The organism is Rhodococcus sp. Leaf278 (genome assembly GCF_001426085.1).
In the GTDB taxonomy this organism is placed as follows: Bacteria; Actinomycetota; Actinomycetes; order Mycobacteriales; family Mycobacteriaceae; genus Rhodococcoides.
Map to the genome: position 1 here is coordinate 172,061 of NZ_LMRR01000009.1, position 20,272 is coordinate 192,332.

Here is a 20,272-nt window from a genome sequence, read left to right on the forward strand (position 1 = left end):
TGCGAGGTTGGATCGTGGCTTGCTCGGCGGACCACGTGCCACACCGAGGCGGCACCCGGAACTAGGTCTACGAGAACAAACCGGAACGGTGGAGCCACCCACTCAAAACTCTTTCAGCTATGCGCGTGCAACGGCCGTCCCGACAGCGCCATCATAGCCTCACCCAGTGCCTCGTTCTGGGTGGGGTGAGCGTGCACGAAGCTACCGACCTCCGAGGGCAGTGCTTCCCATGCCACCGCGAGTTGTGCCTCTCCGATCAGCTCGCCCACGCGGTCGCCGACGATGTGGACGCCGACAACCGGGCCGTCGTCGCGTGCTCGAATTACCTTGACTCCGCCCCCGCTGGAGAGAATGCGGCTCTTGCCGTTGCCGCCGAGGTCGTAGACCACCGACGTCACGGTGCCGTACTTCTCCTCCGCGGCCTTCTCGGTGAGACCGACCGACGCCACCTCGGGGTGCGAATAGGTCACGCGCGGAACGAGATCACCGTCGATGCCTGCCGGTGCGAGGCCGGCGATGTGCTCGGCGACGAACATGCCGTGCTGGAAACCGCGATGAGCCAACTGGTAGCCCGCCACGATGTCGCCGACGGCGTAGACGCCGTCGGCGGTGGTGAGCAGGTTGTCCTCGACGGTGACGAAGCCTCTTTCGGTGGCGATGCCCTGCTCGGCCAGACCGAGACCGTCGGTGCGCGGTCCACGTCCGACGGACACCAGCACGAGATCGGCTGAGAGGATGTCGCCGGATGACAGTCCCACCGCGACGTCGTCGGAAGATCCGGTGACTGTCTCGACCTTGGTTCCGGTACGAATGTCGATGCTGCGCTTCCGTAATGCCTTGGTCAACTGCTTCGAGGACCACTCGTCTTCACCCGGAACGATGCGATCGAGTGCCTCGACGACGGTGACCTTGGCGCCGAACGATGCCCAGATACTGGCGAACTCGATACCGATGACTCCGCCGCCCAGTACGACGACAGACTCCGGAACTCGATCGAGTGCCAACGCCCCTTCACTGGTGAGCACGCGCGGCCCCAGCTCGATACCGGGGATGGTGCGCGAATACGACCCGGTGGCAAGAACCAGCGAGGCTCCGGTGATGCGTCGACCCTTCACCTCGACGGTGCGAGGACCGACTACCTGTCCACGTCCGGACACGATTTCGATGCCCGGCCGCTTAAGCAAACCCTTCAGCCCGCTGTACAGGCCGGCGACCACGCTGCGCTGATAGTCCAGTGCCGCAGGCATATCCACACCGGTCAACGATGCGGTGACGCCGACATGCGCCGAACCGCGCACCGCGTCGGCAACTTCGGCGGTGTGCAGCAGCGCCTTGGTCGGAATGCATCCGCGATGGAGGCAGGTGCCGCCGAGCTTGTCCTCCTCGACCAGCGCGACCGTCAGGCCGAGTTGCTCAGCACGCAGCGCACACGAGTACCCACCCGATCCACCGCCGAGGATGAGAACGTCCACGTCGCTCATCGGACGGATCCCAATGCCACGACGGGGTTTTCGACGAAATCGGCAACCGTGCGCAGGAACCCACCGGCTACTCCGCCGTCGCACACGCGGTGATCGAAGGCCAACGACAGCTGCGCGACCTTGCGGACGGCCAATTGGCCATCGACCACCCAGGGGCGGTCGATGATGCGTCCGATGCCCAGGATCGCGGCCTCGGGGTGATTGATGATCGCGGCCGAGCCGTCGACCCCGAACACTCCGTAGTTGTTGAGCGTGAACGTTCCGCCGCTCAGCCGGGCTGCGGGGAGGGAGCCGGTTCGCGCCAGCTCGGTCAGCTCGGCCAATCGCTCGGCGAGTTCCTTGAGATCGGCCTTGTCTGCCTGCGCCACAACAGGAACCATCAGTCCGCGCTCGGTCTGCGCAGCGATGCCGAGCCCGACGTTCTCGTAGCGCAGGATCTCACCGGCTGCGGTGTCGACTGTGCTGTTGAGCTCGGGGAACTTGGCCAACGCGATCATGGTGAGTTTGGCGAGGACCGCCAACAGCGTCACCTTGACTCCGTCGATGGAGGCGTCGAGGTCGCGTCGGGCCTGCAGTAAAGCCGTGGCATCGACGTCGACCCAGACAGTGGCCTCGGGAATCTCTGCGCGACTGCGAGAGAGTTTGTCTGCGATGGTCTTACGGATCCCGGTGATCGGGATGCGCGTGACGCCCTCCGGCGAGGAAGCAACGGTCGCACCGGCCAAGGCTCGCTCGACGTCCGCGCGGGTGATGACTCCATGGCCGCCTGCGGTGTCGATAGACGTGAGATCCAGGCCGCCCTGGAGCGCCAGGCTCCGAACGATGGGGGAGAGCACCTTCGGCGCAGAGGTGCGGTTAAGTGCCTCAGGGGGCACTTTTTCACTCCACTGCGGCGGAGCCGCACTCCGCTTGCGACGGCCGGTGGGGCCGTGTCCCGTGCCATAGCCGATCAGCACATTGCCCGAGCCGGCGCGTTCCTCTTCGCGGTAGCGCTCGTGGGCCGCAGGCGTATCGGCGACGGCACCGCCGGTGATGCTGATCAAGGGAGCGCCGACGGCGAGTGATGTGCCCTCGGCCGCATGCAATTCACCGACGACACCCTCGAAGGGGCATGGCACCTCGACGGAGGCTTTCGCCGTCTCCACCTCGACGACGACCTGATCGATGGTGACGGTGTCGCCGGGCTTGACCTTCCACTCCACGATCTCGGCCTCGGTCAGTCCTTCGCCGAGGTCCGGCAACAGAAATACCTGGGCACTCATACCGTGACCGCCTTGCTGAGGTCAGGTGCATCGTTCCACTGCAGCCGGTCCATCGCGTCGAGGACGCGATCAGCGGACGGCAGGTGGAAGTGCTCGAGTTTCGGTGCAGGGTAGGGAATGTCGAGACCGGTGACTCGCAGTACCGGGGCGTGCAGGTGATGGAAGCAGCGCTCGGATACCCGCGATGCGATCTCCGCGGCCACACCGGAGAAGCCCTGAGCCTCCTGAATAACGATGCACCGTCCGGTTTTCCGTACCGACGCCGCGACCGTCACGTCGTCGAACGGATTGAGTGAACGCAGATCGATCACCTCGACGCTCCGGCCGTCCTCGGCTGCGAACTCTGCGGCCTGCATGGCCACCGACACGGTGGGTCCGTAGGCGAGAAGCGTGACGTCGGTACCGGCACGGCGCACGACGGCCGTGCCGATCGGCTCGGTCTTGGTCAGCTCGATGTCATCCTTGGAGAAGTACAGCCGCTTCGGTTCGAGAAAGATCACCGGATCCGGATCGGCGATGGCGTCCCGCATCAGCGAGTACGCGTCGGCGACGGTGGACGGGGAGACGACCTTCAGGCCCGGGGTGTGCGCGTAGTAGGCCTCGGACGAGTCGCAGTGGTGCTCTACGCCGCCGATACCACCGGCGAACGGAATCCGAATGACCATCGGCGCGGTGAGCGATCCACGAGTTCTGTTGCGCAGCTTGGCAACATGCGACACGATCTGCTCGAAAGCCGGGTAGGCGAAGGCGTCGAACTGCATCTCGACGACGGGCTTGTAGCCCGACATCGCCATTCCGATCGCGAATCCCACGATGCCCGACTCCGCGAGCGGGGTGTCGAAGCAGCGATCGTCACCGAAGTCTCGGGTCAGTCCGTCGGTGACGCGAAAGACGCCGCCGAGCGTGCCGACGTCCTCGCCGAACACGACGACCTTGTCGTCCTCGGTCAACGCGTCGCGCAGGGCGGCGTTGAGGGCTCCGGCCATGGTCATCGTGGTCATGACAGTTCTCCTGCAGCGATTTCGGCGGCAACCTGATTGCGTTGGTCGATCAGGCCGGGGGTGGGGGAGGAGTAGACGAACCGGAACAGATCCTCGGGGTCGACGTCCTGCTCGACGTTCATGCCTGCGCGAAGTGCCGCGGCGTCGGCGTCGGCAGATACCGTCATCTGCTCGCGCAGCTCGTCGGTGAGCAGACCCTGGGCTTCGAGGTAGGAATCGAGGCGCGAGAGCGGGTCTCGGGCCAGCCACCCCTCGACCTCGTCTGCCTTGCGGTAGCGCGTGGCGTCGTCGGCGTTGGTGTGGGCGTCCATGCGGTAGGTGTGCGCCTCGACGACCACAGGTCCCTTGCCTGAACGGACGTACTTCACGGCCTCATCCATCACGGCCATCATCGCGATCGGGTCGTTTCCGTCGACCTGCTCGCTGCCGATGCCGTAGCCGACGCCTTTGTGCGACAGCGACGGAGCCGCAGTCTGGCGTGCGAGCGGAACGCTGATCGCGAATCTGTTGTTCTGCACCAGGAAGATTACCGGAGCGCGAAACACCGCGGCGAAGTTGAGGGCCTCATGGAAGTCACCCTCACTGGTGGCACCGTCGCCGCAGAATGCGAGGGCGATGGTGTCGCGACCCTGCTTGGCCTCGGCATAGGCGAAGCCGGTGGCGTGCAGCAATTGTGTTGCCAAAGGCGTGCATTGGGGGGCGACCTTGTAGGCGGTCGGGTCGTAGCCGCAGTGCCAGTAGCCGGCGAGCATGCCGAGCAACTCCACCTGGTCGACGCCTCGCGCCGCGAGAGCCATCGAGTCACGGTACGTCGGGAACATCCAGTCCTGCTCGCCCAGGCACAAGGCGGCGGCGATCTGGCAGGCCTCCTGTCCACGTGAGGACGGGTAGACCGCGAGCCGGCCCTGCTTGGTCAATGCCGTTGCCTGCTGGTCGAATCGGCGACCGTGGACCATCGATCGGTACATCTCGAGCAAGCGTTCGTTGGACGGGTGTGCGTAGCGGGCGGCACTGCCCACGCCCGTCCCATCGGGTGCAAGATATTGCACGGGACGGTCGGCAGGCATGAACTGTTGGTAGGACGTTGCCGGAACCTTCTCGACGGTCGTCATGTCGCACTCTCCTGAAATCGGCTTGTACGGCGATTCTGGCCGATTCGGTGAGGAAGAAGCCCGATGGTCGTAGAATTACAGACATATGGCTGCCGATCACGGCGCAGACATCGAATGTGTCCGATCGGCGCAACGAACCACGAGGTAGGAGCGGACGAATGGACGACGTCTCGAGACGTGTGGAATTGGACGACACGGATCGACGCATACTCGCCGAGCTCACCGCAGACGGCCGGGTCTCAATGCGGGTGCTGGCCGATCGGTTGAATCTCTCTCGTGCACATACCTATACGCGCGTCGACCGACTGAAGGATTCCGGTGTCATCGAGCGATTCACCGTTCAGGTCGACCACGGGGCGTCCGGGCTAGGGACCTCCGCGTTCATCGCGTTGTCCATCCGTCAGGATTCGTGGCGCAGTGTGTCCGAGGGGTTGCGGTCGATGGAGTTCGTAGACCACTTCAGTTTGCTCGGTGGCGATTTCGACGTGCTCGTACTCATCAGGACTCCCGACAACGAGAGCTTGCGGCAAGTGGTGCTGGAGGGCCTGCAGTCGCTCGACGGCGTCCGGGCGACCCGCACATGGCTGATCTTCGACGAGGACCGAGGCGGTCTGGGACGCACGACGCCGCCCACCGAACGCTGACAGTGGGCGGCGTCGAACAGATCTCGAGTCAGAAGTTGCCGCGAGCGTCCTGCTCACGTTCGATGGCCTCGAACAGTGCCTTGAAGTTGCCGATGCCGAAGCCGAGCGAGCCGTGGCGTTCGATCAGCTCGAAGAACACCGTCGGGCGATCGACCAGCGGCTTGGTGAAGATCTGCAGCAGATAGCCGTCCTCGTCTCGGTCGACGAGAATTCCGCGCTTCTGCAGCTCTTCGATCGGCACTCGGACATTGCCGATCCGGGCGCGAAGTGCGGGATCCTCGTAGTACGAATCTGGGGTGACTAGGAATTCGATGCCTGCCGCGCGGAGTGCGTCGACCGAGGACAGAATGTCGTTGGTGGCGAGCGCCAGATGCTGTGCGCCCGGTCCGCGGTAGAAGTCCAGGTACTCGTCGATCTGTGAACGCTTCTTGGCGACGGCCGGCTCGTTCAGCGGGAACTTCACTCGGTGGTTGCCGTTGGAGACGACCTTGCTCATCAGCGCGGAGTAATCGGTGGCGATATCGGCCCCGACGAACTCGGCCATGTTCGTGAAACCCATGACGCGGTGGTAGAAGTCGACCCACTCGTCCATCTTGCCGAGTTCGACGTTGCCGACTACGTGATCGAGGGCCTGGAAGATGCGCTTGGGAGCGCCTTCCGGTCGCTGCAACGTCGACGTCCGGGGTACGTAGCCGGGCAGGTAGGTGCCGGTGTAGCGCGAGCGGTCGACCAACGTGTGTCGGGTGTCGCCGTAGGTCGCGATGGCCGCGGTGCGGACCGTGCCGTGCTCGTCGGACATGTCGGTCGGCTCGTGCAGTACTCGCGCGCCCTGGGCTCGCGCATGTTCGATGCACCGGTCGACATCGGGGACGGCTAGCGAGATGTCGATGACGCCGTCGCCGTGGCGCGTGTGGTGGGCCACCAGTTCGCTGTCGGGGTCAACAGCTCCCTTGATGACGAAACGCACTGCGCCGGACTTGAGTACGTACGCGTGGTGGTCACGTTGGCCGGTGGTGGGGCCTGAATACGCAACGAGCTCCATGCCGAACGCGGACTGGAAGAAATGCGCGGTCTGCGTCGCGTTGCCGACTACCCACACGATCGCGTCCCAGCCACTGACCGGGAAGGGGTCGCGCTCGTCGTCGTACTCGACCAAACCGACGAGCTGACGCAACTGCTCGGCGTCGAGATCGGCCAGCTTCTCGTCGTCGTTGAGGATGTTGTCGAGGCTCATGCGGTCTCCCTGGTTGGTGTGATGGATCGGGGGCGGCGACAAGGGGTCGGCCGTCTTCGGTTCGGGCTGAGCGAACTGTCCTGATGACTCAAACATCGCGGGTTGGGGGTGTCAATTGACCGTTTTTCTACTATCGATGCTGTACAGATAGACCGGGCCCTAGCACTGTTTGCTATACAATTCGCCTAGAAAACCGGAGGTGTCAGCAATGGAATCCACAATGGACGAATTGGACCGGGCGATGCTCGCTGTGCTGCATGACAATTCGAGAATCGGCGTTCTAGAATTGTCACGAACGCTCGGTGTTGCGCGAGCGACGGTGTCGGCCCGTCTGCAGCGCCTCGAAGACAGCGGCGTCATCACCGGCTATCGGCCTCGAATTGGCTTGGCTGCGGCCGGTTACGGCGTTCAAGCGTTCGTCACGTTGGAAATTGCCCAGGGCGCGCTCGGTGACGTCGTCGCCGTCCTGGAGCAGATACCCGGCGTGTTGGAGGCATTCGCGACGACCGGAGCGGGAGATGTGTTGTGCCGGGTAGCCGCGGCGTCTCATGACGACCTACAGCGAACCCTGATCGTTCTCAACCAATCTCGTACGATCGCGCGGTCCACCAGTGTGGTCGTGCTCTCCGAGTTGGTCGAGTTTCGAACACTGCCGTTGCTGAACACCGCCGAGCCCGAGAGAACGCCGAAGGCCCCTGCCTATCGACGAACGCACGACTGAGCGCGTGCGGGTCGAGGCAGGGGCCTTGGAGGTTTTGGGATCAGGTCATCGAGGGCGCGACCACCGTCAGCAGCCATACTGTCGGCGGAGCGAGGAGCACGACCAATCCGCAGTAGCCGAGCATCTTGCGCTGGAATCGTGCCTTGTCGTCCACTCGGGCTTCGGCCAGAACCATGACTCCGTTGGTGGAGAACGGACTTACGTCCACCACGGTAGCCGAGAAGGCAATGGCCGCAACGAATCCGATCGCTCCCAGTTCGCCGGCGGCGAGCAGGGGTGCGGCGAGTGGCAAGGCGATACCGATGGTGCCGATCGATGATCCGAAAGCGGAGATGATCGCGACGGCGTAGCACAGGATGAGTGCCGTCAACAGAGGTGAACCGAGGGCCGAGGCGGCGTCGCCGAGGAATCCCAGCGTGCCGTTCTGGGTCATGACCGCCATGTAGGTCTGGACACCGCAGACCAGAACCACGGCAGGCCAGGCGATGTTGTCGACCACTTTGGGATGAGTCTTCGGAGCCAGCAGCAACAACACGACCGACACGCAGATCGCGCTGACGCCGATGTCGACTCCCAGCGTCACGGACAACAGAACAAGCGCTGCGATGCCGAGAAGGGTGAGCACGCGCACTCGAGTCAGGGGAACGGCTTGCTCGGGAACTGTTGTGACCGAGGCGGCTTCGATCGGATCGGCTTCGACTTGCACTGCGGTGCCGCCACCGCTGCCCTCTGGCAGCCCGGTGTGGCCCGGTCGCGGCCCGGACGGCACCGGCAGCCCGCCCTGCTGGTCGCGCAGATCCTGGACGTCGAACGCGCGCGTGCGGTCTCTGATGAGGTCGCGGCCGAGAACGAGGAAGAGCACCAGAGCGATCAGCGTGTTGAGCACGAACGGGATGAGGAACAGAGCCAGTGGGTGTGAGCCGACACCGGTGGAGTCCATCAAGCCGTTGATGAAGGCACCGTAGAGGTTGATCGGGGAGAAGCAGCAGGCAAGCGCGCCGTGGCTGACGACCATGCCCATCAGGAAGGGATTGATGTTGTTGCGCTTGGCCAACGGCATCGCGATCGGCGCGAGCATACCGACGGCGAGCACGGAGCCGAGGGCCATCAGTAGACCGGACAGCAGGAACATCATCCACAGGATCGCCCAGCGTCGACCACCGACCATTCGAAGAGATCGGTCGATGACGACGTCGATCGTTCCGTTGGCTTTGGCGATGGCGAACAGCAAGGTGATGCCGCCGACGATGATGAAAGTACTACCGGGGAATGCGTCGATGATGTCGTCGATGGGTATGCCGGATATCGCGCCACCGATGACGAATGCACCGGCGAAGGCGAGTAGGCCCATGTTGATGGGAGTGATCGTCGCGACCGTGAAGATGGCGATGAGGGCGATGATCGAGATTGCGTAGACCATGGCTGGCCTTTCGGAACGGAGGATGAGGTTGTGCCGCAGGGGAAGCGGCGATACGCGGGCCGGAGCCCGCCCGATCACAGTGCGGAAGCGGGAGTGGGGAGAGGAAGAGCGCGATCGACTACGACACGAGCGAGATCGGCAGCGATGGCCAGGGCGGCAGTGTCGATACCGGTGTCTATTCCGGCGCGATGGAAGGTGTCCACGAGCTGCTCGGTGGCCAGGTTTCCGTGCGCGCCCGGGGCGAAGGGGCAGCCGCCGTACCCGGCGAGTGCGCTGTCGAAGTATTCGATCTCGAGGTCGAGTACTGCCCGCACGGCGGTGTCGAGGGCCTGATCGTGAGCGTTGTGCAAATGCAAACTGATTATCAACTCGGGCAACGCTGCTCGGACGGCCTCGACACCGGTCAGTACCTGATCGGTGGTCGCGACGCCGAGGGTATCCGCGAGACCGATGCTCGATACACCGGTGTCGGCCATGCGTTCACACACCTCGACGAGCCGTGCGGATGTGATGACGCCGTCGAAAGGACAGACGAAGGCGGTACTGACTCCACCGATGAACGTGCGGTCGGGGTGCAGTGCGACTGCGGAACTCAGGTCGCGCAAGGCGTCGTCGGACGAGCGTCCGGCGTTGGCCCGGCTGTGGCCCTCGCTGGCGGACGTCACGATCTGAATTATGTCGATGTCCGTGTCGGCGGCCCGGTGGACACCCCGGCCATTCAAAGCCAATGCGCTGTAATGGGTTCCGGCTCGTCGAGGTGCGCCTGAGATGACCTCCTCGGCATCGGCCATCTGTGGCACTCGGCTGGCGGAGACGAACGACGCGATCTCGAGGGACGTGATGCCCGACGCGATGGTGGCATCGAGCACTGCCAGCTTGTCCGCGGTGGGAACGATGGACTTCTCGTCCTGCAATCCGTCACGGAGATAGACGTCGGTGATGTGTACGCGCATCTCAGATCACCTTTCTGGCGCGGAGATCGTCCAGCTGCTCCTCGGTGAGCCCGAGCGTGCGGCCGAGGATATCGTCCGTGTGCTCGCCCAGGTCCGGCCCGGCCCACCTCACGGCGGTCGGTTCGTCACCGAATCGCGGAACCACTCCGGGAAAGCGAACTTCCTCGGTACTACCCTCTTCCACCGAGACTTTGAGTGGTTGCACCATTCCGCGCGAAACGAAGTGTTCGTCCTCGGCTATCTGAGCTGCATCGAACACCTCTCCGACGGGTATTCCCGCGGCACCGAGTTCGTCGACGACAACAGCTGTGGGCCTTACCGACGTCCAGTCGGAGATGGCTCGATCGAGCTCGGCCTCGCGCGCGAATCGTTTGTCGCCATTGGCCAGCTCCGGGTCGGTGGCGAGGTCTGCTCGCTCTACCGCGGTCATGAGCCGTCCGAACACGCTGCTCGAGTTGCCGGCGATCATGACGCTGCCGTCCTGAGAAGGATAGATGCCGCTGGGAACCACGCCGGGAAGATTGCCCGCTGTGCGCTGGCGAACCGTGCCGTACGCGTCGTAGTCGGGGACCAGTGATTCCATTGCCATGAACACCGCCTCGTACAGGGCGACGTCGGCAACCTTGGGCCGGGAATGATCTCCGCTTCGTTCGCGAGCCAGGAGCATCACGAGCGCGCCGACGGCACCGTGGAGTCCGGCCAATACGTCACCGATGGGTGCTGCGGGCCGGACCGGCTCGCGATCCGCGTGGCCGGTGACGTGACGCAGTCCGCCGAATGCTTCTGCTACTCCGCCGAACCCGGCTCGGTCGCGATGCGGGCCAGTCTGGCCGTAGCCCGAGATGCGGACCATGACGACGTCGGGATTGGCTTCCTGTAGGCGGTCGGGCCCGAGACCCCAACGCTCGAGGGTGCCCGGCCGAAAGTTCTCGACGACGACATCGGCGGTTTCGACCAACTTCAGCGCGAGATCACGGCCTTCGTCGGTACGCAGATCGATAGTCACCGAATGCTTGTTGCGAGCAATGGTCCGAAACATCATGGAGGTGTCTCCGCGGCTGCGACGCCAGCCGCGGAGTTCGTCGCCGACGCCGGGGCGTTCGATCTTGATGACCTCGGCACCGAAGTCGGCGAAGAGGCGACTCGCGAAGGGTGCGGCGATGAAGTTGCCCAGTTCGATCACACGGATTCCGTGCAAAGGGCCGTTCTCAGTGGTGATGGACACCGGTGGTCACTCCCTGCAGTTGGGTAGTAGATTCGAGCGAAGATTGCGTGATTATCATTATTTGATAACCGCATTATCTTTTGATAGGAATTACCGTAGTGCGCTGGATCACTAATGGCAACCACTGTGACGCGGATTCCCAGAATCACTGTGCCGATGGAAGGACAGGAACTCATGACCGATACAAGCTCGGGGTCGATGCTGCTCGCGCTCGAGTGCGGATCTCCCACGGTCGACGCGTCCGCGTGGGTAGCCCCCACGGCGACGCTCGTCGGGCGAGTGGATCTGGGACCGGACAGCAGTGTCTGGTATCGGGCCGTTCTCCGCGCCGACTCCGAGGAGATCACGATTGGTAGTGGGTCCAATCTGCAGGACGGTGTTGTCGCACATGTGGATCCGGGGTTTCCGCTCACGATCGGTGCGAACGTGAGTGTGGGACACAATGCCGTCTTGCATGGTTGCACCGTCGGCGACGGAACACTGGTCGGCATGGCTGCCGTCATCATGAACGGTGCAGTGGTCGGAGAGAACTGCCTCGTTGCAGCAGGTGCACTGGTGACGGAAGGTGCGCAGATTCCACCGAGATCGTTGGTGGCGGGTGTCCCCGCCAAGGTTCGGCGGGAATTGACCGACGAGGAGGTCGAACACTGCACAGCCAACGCGCTTACCTACCGTGATCTGGCCGTCGTCCATCGTGGCGCTCGGCCCTGCTGACGGCATCGCGGGTCGGTCCGACACCTATGCTGCGTAGGCAGTGTCGGCCATGGTGCCGGTGCGGTGCAGGAATCGAACACGGAGGTCGACAGCAGTGACGGACGGTAGCGCCGACACCACTACCGGGGTTCTGGCTCGGGCCGCGGCGATTCTCGATGCGGTCGAGGCGTGCCCGCGGACCACCGGTGACCTCGCCAAGATGCTTGGTCTGTCTGCATCGACGGTCTATCGGCTGGTCGGCGAGATGGTGCGGTACTCGATGCTCCGCCGGGACAACAACGGCCTTCTTCACCCCGGCGATCGCTTCGGTACCTCCACTCTCGGCGGGCTCGCCGTACCGATTCTCAGGCGCCTGCGGCAGGAGACCGGAGAATCCGCCCAGCTGTGGGTACTGCGGGGATCGCATCGGTTGTGCCTGGTATCGGAGGATTCACAGCACGAACTCCGGGCGTCGTTGCCCGTGGGGACGCTACTTCCCCTCGGAGCGGGTTCGGCCGGTCACGTGTTGGCAGGCGATCTCGACGCCGACAGCAACGCGCTCGGGTGGTGGGAGTCGACTTCGGAGCGCACACCGGGCCTGACCTCGGTGAGTGCGCCGGTCCGCCGAGAGGAGCGCATCGTTGCCGCCGTCTGCGTCGCGGGCCCGATAGAGAGGGTGCCGACGTCGGCGGGCCGGATGTGGGGCAAGGCCGTGCACGACGCAGCGCTGGAGATCGAGCAGTCCCTGGTCGTTCGATCGGATTGGTAGCAGACGCTCAGGCAGGCGTGATTCGGCCCCGGACGTCACCGAAGCCGATGCGCGACCCGTTCGACCCCGGAGCACTCGCGGCGATGACGACCTCGTCGCCGTCCTCGAGAAAGGTGCGGGTCTCCGATCCGAGTGACACCGGTTCCATACCGCCCCAGGTGAGTTCGATGAACGCGCCGCGCTGATTCTTCTCGGGTCCGGAGATTGTGCCCGACGCGAACAGGTCACCGGTTCGCGATGTCGCACCGTTGATGGTCTCGTGCGCGAGCATCTGAGCCGGCGACCAGTACATAGCACTGTATGGCGGACGGGATACGACGTGACCGTTCCACGAGACCGTCAAGTCGATATCCAGAGCCCACGAACGAGATTCGCGGAGGTACTCGAGCGGCTCGGGATCCTGTACCGGCGTCGAGACTCGCGCCTGCTCCAATGCGAGCAGGGGGACCACCCAAGGCGAGATGGACGTCGCGAAACTCTTGCCGAGGTTAGGCCCCAGCGGGACGTACTCCCAGGCCTGAATGTCGCGAGCCGACCAGTCGTTGACGATGACGGCTCCGAACACGTGCTCGGAGAACTGATCCGGCGAGATGGGACCGTCGGACGGAACCCCGACGACGAAGCCCATCTCTGCTTCGATGTCGAGTCGCCGACTCGGACCGAAGGTGGGCGACGGCTCATCGGGTGCCTTGCGTTGGCCGCGAGGCCGGGTGATGTCGGTCCCGGAGACGACGACCGTGCCTGCCCGTCCGTGGTACGCCACCGGCAGATGCTTCCAATTCGGTAGTAGCGGTTCGGCATTTGGCCGGAAAAGTCGGCCGAGATTTGACGCGTGGTGCTCGGAGGCATAGAAGTCCACGTAATCGGCCACCTCGAACGGCAGATGCATCGTGACATCGGAAACCGACACGATTGCTTCCGCGGGGGTTTGGCCACTGATGAGCATGTCGGTGACGGACGTGCGCACCTCCACCCATCGACTGCGCCCGCGGGTCATGAACGCGTTCAGGCTCGCCGATGCGAAGTCGGTATCACCCAACGCTGCGGACAGGTCGATCACGCTGTCGCCGTAGCGAACTCCGGTACGAGCGTTCGTGCCCGGCGTGCTGAAAATTCCATACGGGAGGTTGTCGATTCCGAACTCGGAATCGGCGGGAATGTCGATGTGCGTCATGAACGGCGCTCCTGATTCACGGGGGTGAGGCTCACTGAGGTGGGAGGAGTCCGAGGCGGACGAGATCGTCGAGGGGTTCACGGATGCTGCACGTGCCGAAGGAGGCGAAGGCGCGCTGCCCCTCGATCCCGGCAACGAGCCCGGCGAGGACGTCGGCATCCCGAATCGCCAGTATCTTTTCCAGCTCGCCGACGCGAGCGCCGCTGTGCGCGGCCTGCGCCGCGAGGAGCACGTTGAGGAACCCGTGTTGCTCGAACCCGTTGTCGGGATCGGTGTTACGGGCGGCATGGTGCAGACCGGCGGTAGCCTTGAAGTGGACCTCGCGCTGTGCCGCCTCGTAGATGGACGCGGCAAGCTCCTTCTCGTCTGGATACTGATCGGCCGTGACGCCGCCGGTCCTGAACTTGGCGCGGTACCCGAACTCGTCGACGGCGTCGAAGATGTCGTCTCGCCGGGAGTCTCGGGGAATTTCGACATAGATGTCGATGTCCTGAGCGATGTTGCGCAAGGCGTCGATGCTCGTGCCGTCGGGTACTGCCACTTCGACGGAAACAACCGTCACCCCTGCTGTACGGTCGGCGATCCGCAGGCCCGCTTCCACGCTGTCGGGGCCGGCCGATGCGATCAACGCCACCTCCATCCGAGCACCGACGACGAGCTCGTTCACCCGGTCCATCGGAACGACCAACGGGCCGACGAGGTCTGCGAAAGAACTAGCTCTGTATTCGAGATGTTGCGCCGCAGCGACATCGAGGGGCGCATTGCCGGGAGGGAAGACGGCGGCGTCGTCGCACAGGCGATGGAAGAACTTCGGGATCATCGGTTCGGTCCCCGGCCGGCCCACGTCCACGCGTACCCGGTGTCCTCGCACGCGAGTGCGCCTTCGCCGAGTTCGAGTGGCCGGAAGGTATCGACCATGACGGCCAATTCGTCGAAGAACTCGGCACCGATGCTGCGTTCGTAGGCACCGGGTTGCGGCCCGTGCGCGTGACCGCCCGGATGCACCGAGATCGATCCCTGGCCGATTCCGGATCCCTTGCGGGCCTCGTAGTCGCCACCGACGTAGAACATGATCTCGTCCGAGTCGACGTTGGAGTGGTAGTACGGCACCGGGATTGCCAGCGGGTGGTAGTCCACCTTGCGTGGAACGAAGTTGCAAATCACGAAATTGGACCCCTCGAAAGCTTGATGCGCGGGTGGTGGTTGATGCACGCGCCCGGTGATCGGTTCATAGTCGGAGATGTTGAATGTGTACGGGTACAGGCAACCGTCCCACCCCACCACGTCGAACGGGTGCTGCGGGTAGACGTACCGGGTTCCGACCATGCCCGTCGAACCACGATGTTTGACAAGCACTTCCACGTCGGTTCCCTCGCTGAGGAGCGGCTCGGTGGGGCCGTGCAGATCGCGTTCGCAGTAGGGAGCGTTCTCGAGCAGCTGGCCGTACTTCGACAGGAACCGCTTGGGCGGCGCGATGTGACTGTTGGCTTCGATGGCGTACGCCCGAACGGGACCGTGCGGAATCCAACGGTGCGTCGTCGAGCGAGGAATGAGTACGTAGTCACCCTGCTGCGCTTCGAGAGCGCCGAACACCGTTTCGACGGTGGCAGAGCCGGATTCGATGTAGACCATCTCGTCTCCGACCGAATTCCGATACAGTGGTGAGGTTTTCGAGGCGACGACGTAGGACAGTCTGACGTCGGCATTGCCGAGGACGAGGCGTCGACCGGTGACGACATCGGTGTCGGCGACGACGGAGTCCGGAAACAGCTCGTGCAACTTCAGGTGCCGGGGGACGAGTGGATGGTTGGGCGTCGTCGATTGATCGGGGAGTTCCCACACGGTGGCGTCGACGATGGCCGACGGTATGTGCCGGTGATAGAGCAGAGACGAATCCGACGAGAAGCCCTCTTCGCCCATCAGCTCCTCGAAGTAGAGGCTGCCCTTCGGAGTTCGGTGCTGGGTGTGCCGCTTCGGCGGTATCGATCCGAGCTGCCGGTAGTAGGCCACGTCATCGCTCCTGTGTTCTGTGCACCGCATTTAGTAAATACATTAACTACTTAGACGTGATCTACGCAACCGTCAATTGCGTCCGCGCACGTCGAACTGACTGCGGTGCGTGATGAGTTTGGTCAACAACATCACCAGGATTCGCTGTTCGGGTTCGGTGAGCGCTCCGGCCCACGCGTTCTCTCGTTCGTTCTGTTCGGCGAACGCCTCGACCATCTCGTCGTGTCCCTGCGGGGTGAGGGCAAGGCGCACCGAACGCCCGTCCCTCTCGTCGGGCGTACTGGCGAGCAGGCCGCCGGTGATGAGTGTCTTGGACAGGTTCGAGACGGCTGCGCGGCTCATGCCGGTCAGTTCGGCGGCGCGTCGCGGTTCGATCGGGCCTGCCAGCCACGTGACGAACATCAGTCGGAACGACGACCAAGACCAGCCTCGCGGGCGATGAACCGTCGCCTCCAAGTCGTAGGTGACGATGTTCGACGCCCGGTTGAGTGTCAGCAGAACCTCGGTGGCCAACTGATGCTCGAACCCGTAGTCCCGGGCCAGCGTGGTTTTGGCGGTGTCGATGAACGACCAGAAATCGGGCTCGGGTGATTCGGTCACGGATTCACTGTAGCCACCAATCGATCTGATCAAGACCTTTATTACTTCGGCAGGCGCGATTCATGTCTCACCCCGGAGGGGCCATGATGGACCTATGAGCTCGAAGAACCTGTTCGGCGGCCCCCGGACCCTGTTGATCGTTGCCGCAGTGGTCATCGCGATCGCACTCGTCGCTGCCGCCGCGACGCTGATCGTTCGCGCCGTGCTCGGACCACCCGAGGGCGAGAACAAGTTCGAGATCAAGGGATACTCGGTTGTTCAGGTCGATCCCCAGGTCAGCGACCTCGCACTCGCCACACGCTAGCCGACTCTGCGGCGACTCGAGGGTCGTGTGTCTGCTGAAAGTTTCTCCCGCCGCGGGCGAATGTGCGGAGTGTGGCGGCCGGTACCTCCGACTCGGGAACGGGTTCGGTCGTCCACACGCAGGCTCGTACGAAAATCAAGTTCGACGCCACCGCGTCGGCGCTTCGATCCTCTCGCAGCGGCCCGGAAATCCGGCCGAGAAAGTACTCGCCGCGCACAGTTCGCGTCCAGGCGAAAGATCCGTCCGGAATCTGCTCGAAGCGCTCGACCCGTCGTAGCGATCGTTCGTCGTCGGCCGCCATTCCGCAGAGTCCGTAGGTGAGGGCACGCTCGATGCCGTCCGGCATCGGTGCGCGATAGACAGCATCGGACATAGCGAGGAGCTTAACGATGCTGGCCGGATCGACTCATAAGTGCTAAGTTGAAGATTCAACTTAAGCCTTCGAAGGACCCCTCATGACATCTGTCGTCAACCCGCCAATCGCGGGAGCAGCGTTCGACGCGTTTCTCGCCAATACCGCACCAGCGAGCCGGTCACAGCAGATGTGGACCCCGAACGACGGGCCGATGCCCGCTCTGTACATCAGTCATGGCGCGCCCCCGGTCTTCGACGACGCACTCTGGATGGACCAGTTGTTCACGTGGTCGCAGTCGATGCCCAAGCCGAAGGCAATCCTGATCGTCAGCGCGCATTGGGAGGAGGCTCCACTGAGTCTGTCCGCTTCGGCGGCCGCGACCCCGCTGGTCTACGACTTCGGCGGCTTCGCCCAGCGGTACTTCTCGATGGAATACCGGACGCCCCACGCCGAGGCCTTGGCCGCTCGGATTGCCGCGGCCATCCCGGCGTCGGAAAATTTGCACCGCCACACCTCTCGCGGACTCGATCACGGTGCCTGGGTTCCGCTGAAGGTGATGTACCCGTACGCGGATGTTCCCGTTCTGCAATTGAGCCTGCCGACGCATGCTCCCGACCGGCTGATGGCGATAGGTGCTGCGCTGAAAGAGCTTCGCGCCGAGGGGGTCTTGGTCATCGGATCGGGATTCATGACGCACGGGTTGCCGTTCCTGTCCCGCGAGAACTTCACCACCAACACGGTCCCGACGTGGTCCGAGGATTTCGACCTCTGGGCGGCCGACGCGTTGGCGCGTGGTGACGTCGGAACGCTGGCAGACTTCCGCAGCGCGGCACCGGGAATGCCCTACGCGCACCCGACCGTCGAACACTTCACGCCGCTGTTCGTCACCCTCGGTGCCGCCGAGAATCCGGAAGCTCCGGTGACCACAGCCATCACCGGCTTCCAATTCGGCTTGGCAAAGCGGTCTTTCTCAGTGGTGTAACCGGCAGGCGCTGCCGGTTGTAGTTGGAATCGGCTCACTTCTGATTCTTTTTCGATTCGGGGATTGTTATCCACGCCACTTCGCTCTACAGTTCTGAGCACCATCTCGGACATCGGTGTCCAAGATGGACGGATGCGCTGTACGAACCGTCGCCGGGCGCGCGTCCACTGGATCCCGTCCTCCGGCGCGAAGGAGTACACCCGTGTCTTCTGCCCGCTCTTGGACGCTGCGGACAGCGATCAGCGTGATGACCGCCGCTGCGGCTTTTGCTGCCATGACGACGCCCGCTGCTGCTGCACCCGATGCGAGCGAGGTGGACATTCAGCCGCCTCTGGCGCCGTTCACGTGGCCGAAGATTCCGGAGTTCGACACCGACTTCTACGTTCCGCCCGCCGACGTTGTGGCCGCAGCCGCGCCGGGCCAGATCATCGCTGCCCGGCCGGTCGAACTGGCCACTCTCAACATCATTCCCACGCAGGTCGACGCGTGGCAGTTGTCGTTCCGGTCCAACAATGGTCGCGACGAGCCGATCGCTGCGGTGACCACGGTCATCAAGCCACGTGGCGTCGCCGCGGCATCGCGGCCCTTGATATCCATTCAGTTGGCCGAGGATTCTCTCGCCGCCTACTGCGCGCCGTCATATGCGATGCGGGCGGGTGCGATTCCCTGGCCGGTCACAGGTGCGGTGACGTCGGGTGCGCAATTCCTCGAGGTGCAAGCAGCATTGGCGCAGGGCTGGGCGGTATCGGTACCCGATCATCAAGGTCCCAACAACTCGTTCGCCGCAGGGCCGGTCGCCGGTCGGATCACACTCGACGGCATCAGAGCGGCCGAGAACTTCGCGCCGATGCAGTTGGCCGGTGAGGCCACGAAGGTGGGAATGAGCGGCTACTCGGGAGGCGCGATAGCGACCGGACATGCAGCCGAACTGGCCGGAAGTTACGCTCCTGAACTCGACATCGTCGGAGTCACCGAGGGCGGAACCCCCGCGGAGCTCGGGGCGCTGGTGGACAACGCGAACAACACACTCGGCGCGGGCATCGTCGCTGCCGGGGTAATCGGTGCCAGTCGAGAAGATCCCGAGTTGGCCGACTTCATCGACGAACACATCGATCCACTCGGCCGGGCATTGTTCGCGGCGAAGGACAATCTCTGTGTCGGCTACAGCTCGGCGCTGCTGCCGTTCGTCAATCTGAAGGGCTTCCTCCACACCGAGGGCGACCCGATTCAACAACCAGTGGTGAAGAAGGCGCTGTCCGCGATGCAGCTCGGCGGCACCACACCGGACATGCCGCTCTACGTCTACCATTCCAACCCGGATTGGTTGGTGCCGATCGGGCCGGTCAACGCGATGGTCGATTCGTATTGCAGCCGTCCTGGTGCCGATGTCACGTACACCCGCGACCATTTCAGTGAGCACATCACCCTGGAGCTGATCGCCTTTCCGAGTGCAGTGTTGTGGATGCGCGATCGATTTGCCGGCGTTCCCGTGGAGCCGGGTTGCCGAACGAAAGATGTCGGCTCGATGGCGCTCGACACGAGTGCACACCCGCTCTTCGTCGATGCAGTAGGCGAGATAATCGCCGGACTGTTCGGTAAGCCGATCGGGTCGTGAGGGAAGCGATCAGTGGACGGGAGCCGACGGTGTCGCCGGCGGTAGACTCCGGCGGTGACTGTCGCCGACGACCAGGGCCGCATCTACGCGGGACAATCGTCCGCCGCGAGGAAGGCCGATCGTCGCGCACGGTTCTTGCACGCCGGGATCGAGGTCATCGGGGTACGCGGGTACGCCGCCACTTCGGTGGCGGACATCTGCGCTGCAGCCGGTCTGGCCCGCAGTCAGTTCTACGGCGAGTTCGCCAACCGTGAGGCGCTGCTCGTGGACGTCTATGACCTGATCCAAGACGATGCGCTTTCTGCAGTCGTCGCCGCACTCGACGAACAGGTCGACCGTGACCGACGCTCGCTGGTCGTCGCTGCGATGACGGCTTTGGTCGGATCGATCGGCGGTGACCCACGACGAGCGCGGATTTCCTATCTCGAGATGCTGGGTGTCAGCGATGCTGTCGAACAGCACCGGACGCGCCGTCGTGCTCAGTGGGTGCAGTTCTTCGAGAACACCCTGCGCTCGGAGGTCGGTTCCGATTTCGTGCCGCCCGGTGGATACCGTTTGGCCGCAACGGCATTCCTCGGTGCTCTCACCGAGATCGTCTCCGACTGGTCCCGTACTGCTCCTCCTCGTCCACCCATCGAGCACATCGTGGACACGATGGTTGCCGTTCTGGGAGCCTTCGTTCCGGACCTGAACTGACCTGCAGCTCGTCGCGCAATA

21 protein-coding genes are annotated in these 20,272 nt (G+C 63.8%); 8 read left to right on the plus strand and 13 right to left on the minus strand.

Annotation, left to right across the window (positions count from 1 at the left end; genetic code table 11):
- Nucleotides 1–113: 113 nt before the first annotated feature.
- The 4 genes from lpdA to ASG84_RS11010 are packed head-to-tail and all read right to left on the minus strand — an operon-like array spanning nucleotide 114 to nucleotide 4,856.
- On the minus strand, nucleotides 114–1,481 hold the full coding sequence (gene lpdA, locus ASG84_RS10995; RefSeq protein WP_057477059.1) for a dihydrolipoyl dehydrogenase: 1,368 nt from the start codon (nucleotides 1,479–1,481) through the stop codon (nucleotides 114–116).
- Nucleotides 1,478–2,743, minus strand: a complete 1,266-nt coding sequence (locus ASG84_RS11000) for a dihydrolipoamide acetyltransferase family protein (protein ID WP_057477060.1) — start codon at nucleotides 2,741–2,743, stop codon at nucleotides 1,478–1,480. The genes lpdA and ASG84_RS11000 overlap by 4 nt, the downstream gene beginning before the upstream one ends.
- Complete coding sequence (locus ASG84_RS11005) at nucleotides 2,740–3,744, minus strand: alpha-ketoacid dehydrogenase subunit beta (RefSeq protein ID WP_057477061.1); 1,005 nt, start codon at nucleotides 3,742–3,744, stop codon at nucleotides 2,740–2,742. The genes ASG84_RS11000 and ASG84_RS11005 overlap by 4 nt, the downstream gene beginning before the upstream one ends.
- Nucleotides 3,741–4,856 (minus strand): thiamine pyrophosphate-dependent dehydrogenase E1 component subunit alpha, encoded by a 1,116-nt coding sequence (locus ASG84_RS11010; protein ID WP_057477062.1) that lies wholly within the window; start codon nucleotides 4,854–4,856, stop codon nucleotides 3,741–3,743. The genes ASG84_RS11005 and ASG84_RS11010 overlap by 4 nt, the downstream gene beginning before the upstream one ends.
- Before the next feature lie 158 nt (nucleotides 4,857–5,014).
- Here ASG84_RS11010 and ASG84_RS11015 point away from each other — a divergent pair, with 158 nt between their 5' ends.
- Nucleotides 5,015–5,500, plus strand: a complete 486-nt coding sequence (locus ASG84_RS11015; protein WP_057477063.1) for an Lrp/AsnC family transcriptional regulator — start codon at nucleotides 5,015–5,017, stop codon at nucleotides 5,498–5,500.
- 28 nt (nucleotides 5,501–5,528) lie between these two features.
- Here ASG84_RS11015 and hppD read toward each other — a convergent pair whose 3' ends face one another.
- Nucleotides 5,529–6,734: a 4-hydroxyphenylpyruvate dioxygenase gene (hppD, locus tag ASG84_RS11020; protein WP_057477110.1), complete on the minus strand. Its 1,206-nt coding sequence runs from the start codon at nucleotides 6,732–6,734 to the stop codon at nucleotides 5,529–5,531.
- 208 nt (nucleotides 6,735–6,942) lie between these two features.
- On the opposite strand from hppD, the gene ASG84_RS11025 reads away from it, so the two are divergent.
- Nucleotides 6,943–7,455 (plus strand): Lrp/AsnC family transcriptional regulator, encoded by a 513-nt coding sequence (locus tag ASG84_RS11025; protein WP_057477064.1) that lies wholly within the window; start codon nucleotides 6,943–6,945, stop codon nucleotides 7,453–7,455.
- A 40-nt stretch (nucleotides 7,456–7,495) separates the two neighbouring features.
- Here ASG84_RS11025 and ASG84_RS11030 read toward each other — a convergent pair whose 3' ends face one another.
- From ASG84_RS11030 to ASG84_RS11040, 3 genes are all read right to left on the minus strand, one after another.
- Nucleotides 7,496–8,875, minus strand: a complete 1,380-nt coding sequence (locus ASG84_RS11030) for an SLC13 family permease (protein WP_057477065.1) — start codon at nucleotides 8,873–8,875, stop codon at nucleotides 7,496–7,498.
- A 74-nt stretch (nucleotides 8,876–8,949) separates the two neighbouring features.
- Nucleotides 8,950–9,828, minus strand: coding sequence for a hydroxymethylglutaryl-CoA lyase (locus ASG84_RS11035; RefSeq protein WP_057477066.1), 879 nt, complete (start codon nucleotides 9,826–9,828; stop codon nucleotides 8,950–8,952).
- A 1-nt stretch (nucleotide 9,829) separates the two neighbouring features.
- Nucleotides 9,830–11,053: a CaiB/BaiF CoA transferase family protein gene (locus tag ASG84_RS11040; RefSeq protein ID WP_235581618.1), complete on the minus strand. Its 1,224-nt coding sequence runs from the start codon at nucleotides 11,051–11,053 to the stop codon at nucleotides 9,830–9,832.
- Nucleotides 11,054–11,227: 174 nt separating this feature from the next.
- On the opposite strand from ASG84_RS11040, the gene ASG84_RS11045 reads away from it, so the two are divergent.
- Together ASG84_RS11045 and ASG84_RS11050 are read left to right on the plus strand one after the other, a co-directional pair.
- Nucleotides 11,228–11,767 (plus strand): gamma carbonic anhydrase family protein, encoded by a 540-nt coding sequence (locus tag ASG84_RS11045; RefSeq protein ID WP_235581619.1) that lies wholly within the window; start codon nucleotides 11,228–11,230, stop codon nucleotides 11,765–11,767.
- A gap of 94 nt (nucleotides 11,768–11,861) precedes the next feature.
- Complete coding sequence (locus ASG84_RS11050) at nucleotides 11,862–12,515, plus strand: IclR family transcriptional regulator (protein ID WP_057477067.1); 654 nt, start codon at nucleotides 11,862–11,864, stop codon at nucleotides 12,513–12,515.
- Nucleotides 12,516–12,522: 7 nt separating this feature from the next.
- Here the strand turns inward: ASG84_RS11050 and fahA are convergent, their stop codons facing one another.
- The 4 genes from fahA to ASG84_RS11070 form a co-directional block, all read right to left on the minus strand.
- Nucleotides 12,523–13,689 carry a fumarylacetoacetase gene (gene fahA / locus ASG84_RS11055; protein ID WP_057477068.1) on the minus strand — a complete coding sequence of 389 codons (1,167 nt, stop codon included), beginning with the start codon at nucleotides 13,687–13,689 and terminating at the stop codon, nucleotides 12,523–12,525.
- 31 nt (nucleotides 13,690–13,720) lie between these two features.
- Nucleotides 13,721–14,509, minus strand: a complete 789-nt coding sequence (locus ASG84_RS11060) for a hypothetical protein (RefSeq protein ID WP_200936547.1) — start codon at nucleotides 14,507–14,509, stop codon at nucleotides 13,721–13,723.
- Entirely contained in the window at nucleotides 14,506–15,699 is a 1,194-nt protein-coding gene (locus tag ASG84_RS11065; protein ID WP_057477070.1) for a homogentisate 1,2-dioxygenase, read from the minus strand. Before ASG84_RS11065 ends, ASG84_RS11060 begins: the two co-directional genes overlap by 4 nt.
- A 72-nt stretch (nucleotides 15,700–15,771) precedes the next feature.
- The gene (locus ASG84_RS11070) at nucleotides 15,772–16,299 is read right to left on the minus strand and encodes a MarR family winged helix-turn-helix transcriptional regulator (protein WP_082520921.1); all 528 of its coding nucleotides are present in this window, start codon (nucleotides 16,297–16,299) and stop codon (nucleotides 15,772–15,774) included.
- Nucleotides 16,300–16,393: 94 nt separating this feature from the next.
- On the opposite strand from ASG84_RS11070, the gene ASG84_RS11075 reads away from it, so the two are divergent.
- On the plus strand, nucleotides 16,394–16,603 hold the full coding sequence (locus ASG84_RS11075) for a hypothetical protein (protein ID WP_057477071.1): 210 nt from the start codon (nucleotides 16,394–16,396) through the stop codon (nucleotides 16,601–16,603).
- Here the strand turns inward: ASG84_RS11075 and ASG84_RS11080 are convergent.
- The gene (locus tag ASG84_RS11080; protein WP_057477072.1) at nucleotides 16,575–16,976 is read right to left on the minus strand and encodes a hypothetical protein; all 402 of its coding nucleotides are present in this window, start codon (nucleotides 16,974–16,976) and stop codon (nucleotides 16,575–16,577) included. The two genes, ASG84_RS11075 and ASG84_RS11080, sit on opposite strands and share 29 nt — an antisense overlap.
- A gap of 82 nt (nucleotides 16,977–17,058) precedes the next feature.
- On the opposite strand from ASG84_RS11080, the gene ASG84_RS11085 reads away from it, so the two are divergent.
- From ASG84_RS11085 to ASG84_RS11095, 3 genes are all read left to right on the plus strand, one after another.
- Nucleotides 17,059–17,940, plus strand: a complete 882-nt coding sequence (locus tag ASG84_RS11085) for a dioxygenase family protein (protein WP_057477073.1) — start codon at nucleotides 17,059–17,061, stop codon at nucleotides 17,938–17,940.
- Nucleotides 17,941–18,187: 247 nt separating this feature from the next.
- Entirely contained in the window at nucleotides 18,188–19,555 is a 1,368-nt protein-coding gene (locus ASG84_RS11090; protein ID WP_057477074.1) for a lipase family protein, read from the plus strand.
- Between the two features lie 54 nt (nucleotides 19,556–19,609).
- Nucleotides 19,610–20,251 carry a TetR/AcrR family transcriptional regulator gene (locus ASG84_RS11095; RefSeq protein ID WP_057477075.1) on the plus strand — a complete coding sequence of 214 codons (642 nt, stop codon included), beginning with the start codon at nucleotides 19,610–19,612 and terminating at the stop codon, nucleotides 20,249–20,251.
- Nucleotides 20,252–20,272 lie beyond the last annotated feature (21 nt).

Coding starts and splice junctions, on each gene's coding strand:
- ASG84_RS11015 (WP_057477063.1), top strand. CDS start 5,015: ATGGACGACGTCTCGAGACGTGTGGAATTGGACGACACGGATCGACGC.
- ASG84_RS11035 (WP_057477066.1), bottom strand. CDS start 9,828: ATGCGCGTACACATCACCGACGTCTATCTCCGTGACGGATTGCAGGAC.
- ASG84_RS11090 (WP_057477074.1), top strand. CDS start 18,188: ATGACCGCCGCTGCGGCTTTTGCTGCCATGACGACGCCCGCTGCTGCT.
- ASG84_RS11000 (WP_057477060.1), bottom strand. CDS start 2,743: ATGAGTGCCCAGGTATTTCTGTTGCCGGACCTCGGCGAAGGACTGACC.
- ASG84_RS11025 (WP_057477064.1), top strand. CDS start 6,943: ATGGAATCCACAATGGACGAATTGGACCGGGCGATGCTCGCTGTGCTG.
- ASG84_RS11005 (WP_057477061.1), bottom strand. CDS start 3,744: ATGACCACGATGACCATGGCCGGAGCCCTCAACGCCGCCCTGCGCGAC.
- ASG84_RS11085 (WP_057477073.1), top strand. CDS start 17,059: ATGACATCTGTCGTCAACCCGCCAATCGCGGGAGCAGCGTTCGACGCG.
- ASG84_RS11075 (WP_057477071.1), top strand. CDS start 16,394: ATGAGCTCGAAGAACCTGTTCGGCGGCCCCCGGACCCTGTTGATCGTT.
- fahA (WP_057477068.1), bottom strand. CDS start 13,689: ATGACGCACATCGACATTCCCGCCGATTCCGAGTTCGGAATCGACAAC.
- lpdA (WP_057477059.1), bottom strand. CDS start 1,481: ATGAGCGACGTGGACGTTCTCATCCTCGGCGGTGGATCGGGTGGGTAC.
- ASG84_RS11010 (WP_057477062.1), bottom strand. CDS start 4,856: ATGACGACCGTCGAGAAGGTTCCGGCAACGTCCTACCAACAGTTCATG.
- ASG84_RS11045 (WP_235581619.1), top strand. CDS start 11,228: ATGACCGATACAAGCTCGGGGTCGATGCTGCTCGCGCTCGAGTGCGGA.
- ASG84_RS11030 (WP_057477065.1), bottom strand. CDS start 8,875: ATGGTCTACGCAATCTCGATCATCGCCCTCATCGCCATCTTCACGGTC.
- ASG84_RS11080 (WP_057477072.1), bottom strand. CDS start 16,976: ATGTCCGATGCTGTCTATCGCGCACCGATGCCGGACGGCATCGAGCGT.
- ASG84_RS11060 (WP_200936547.1), bottom strand. CDS start 14,509: ATGATCCCGAAGTTCTTCCATCGCCTGTGCGACGACGCCGCCGTCTTC.
- hppD (WP_057477110.1), bottom strand. CDS start 6,734: ATGAGCCTCGACAACATCCTCAACGACGACGAGAAGCTGGCCGATCTC.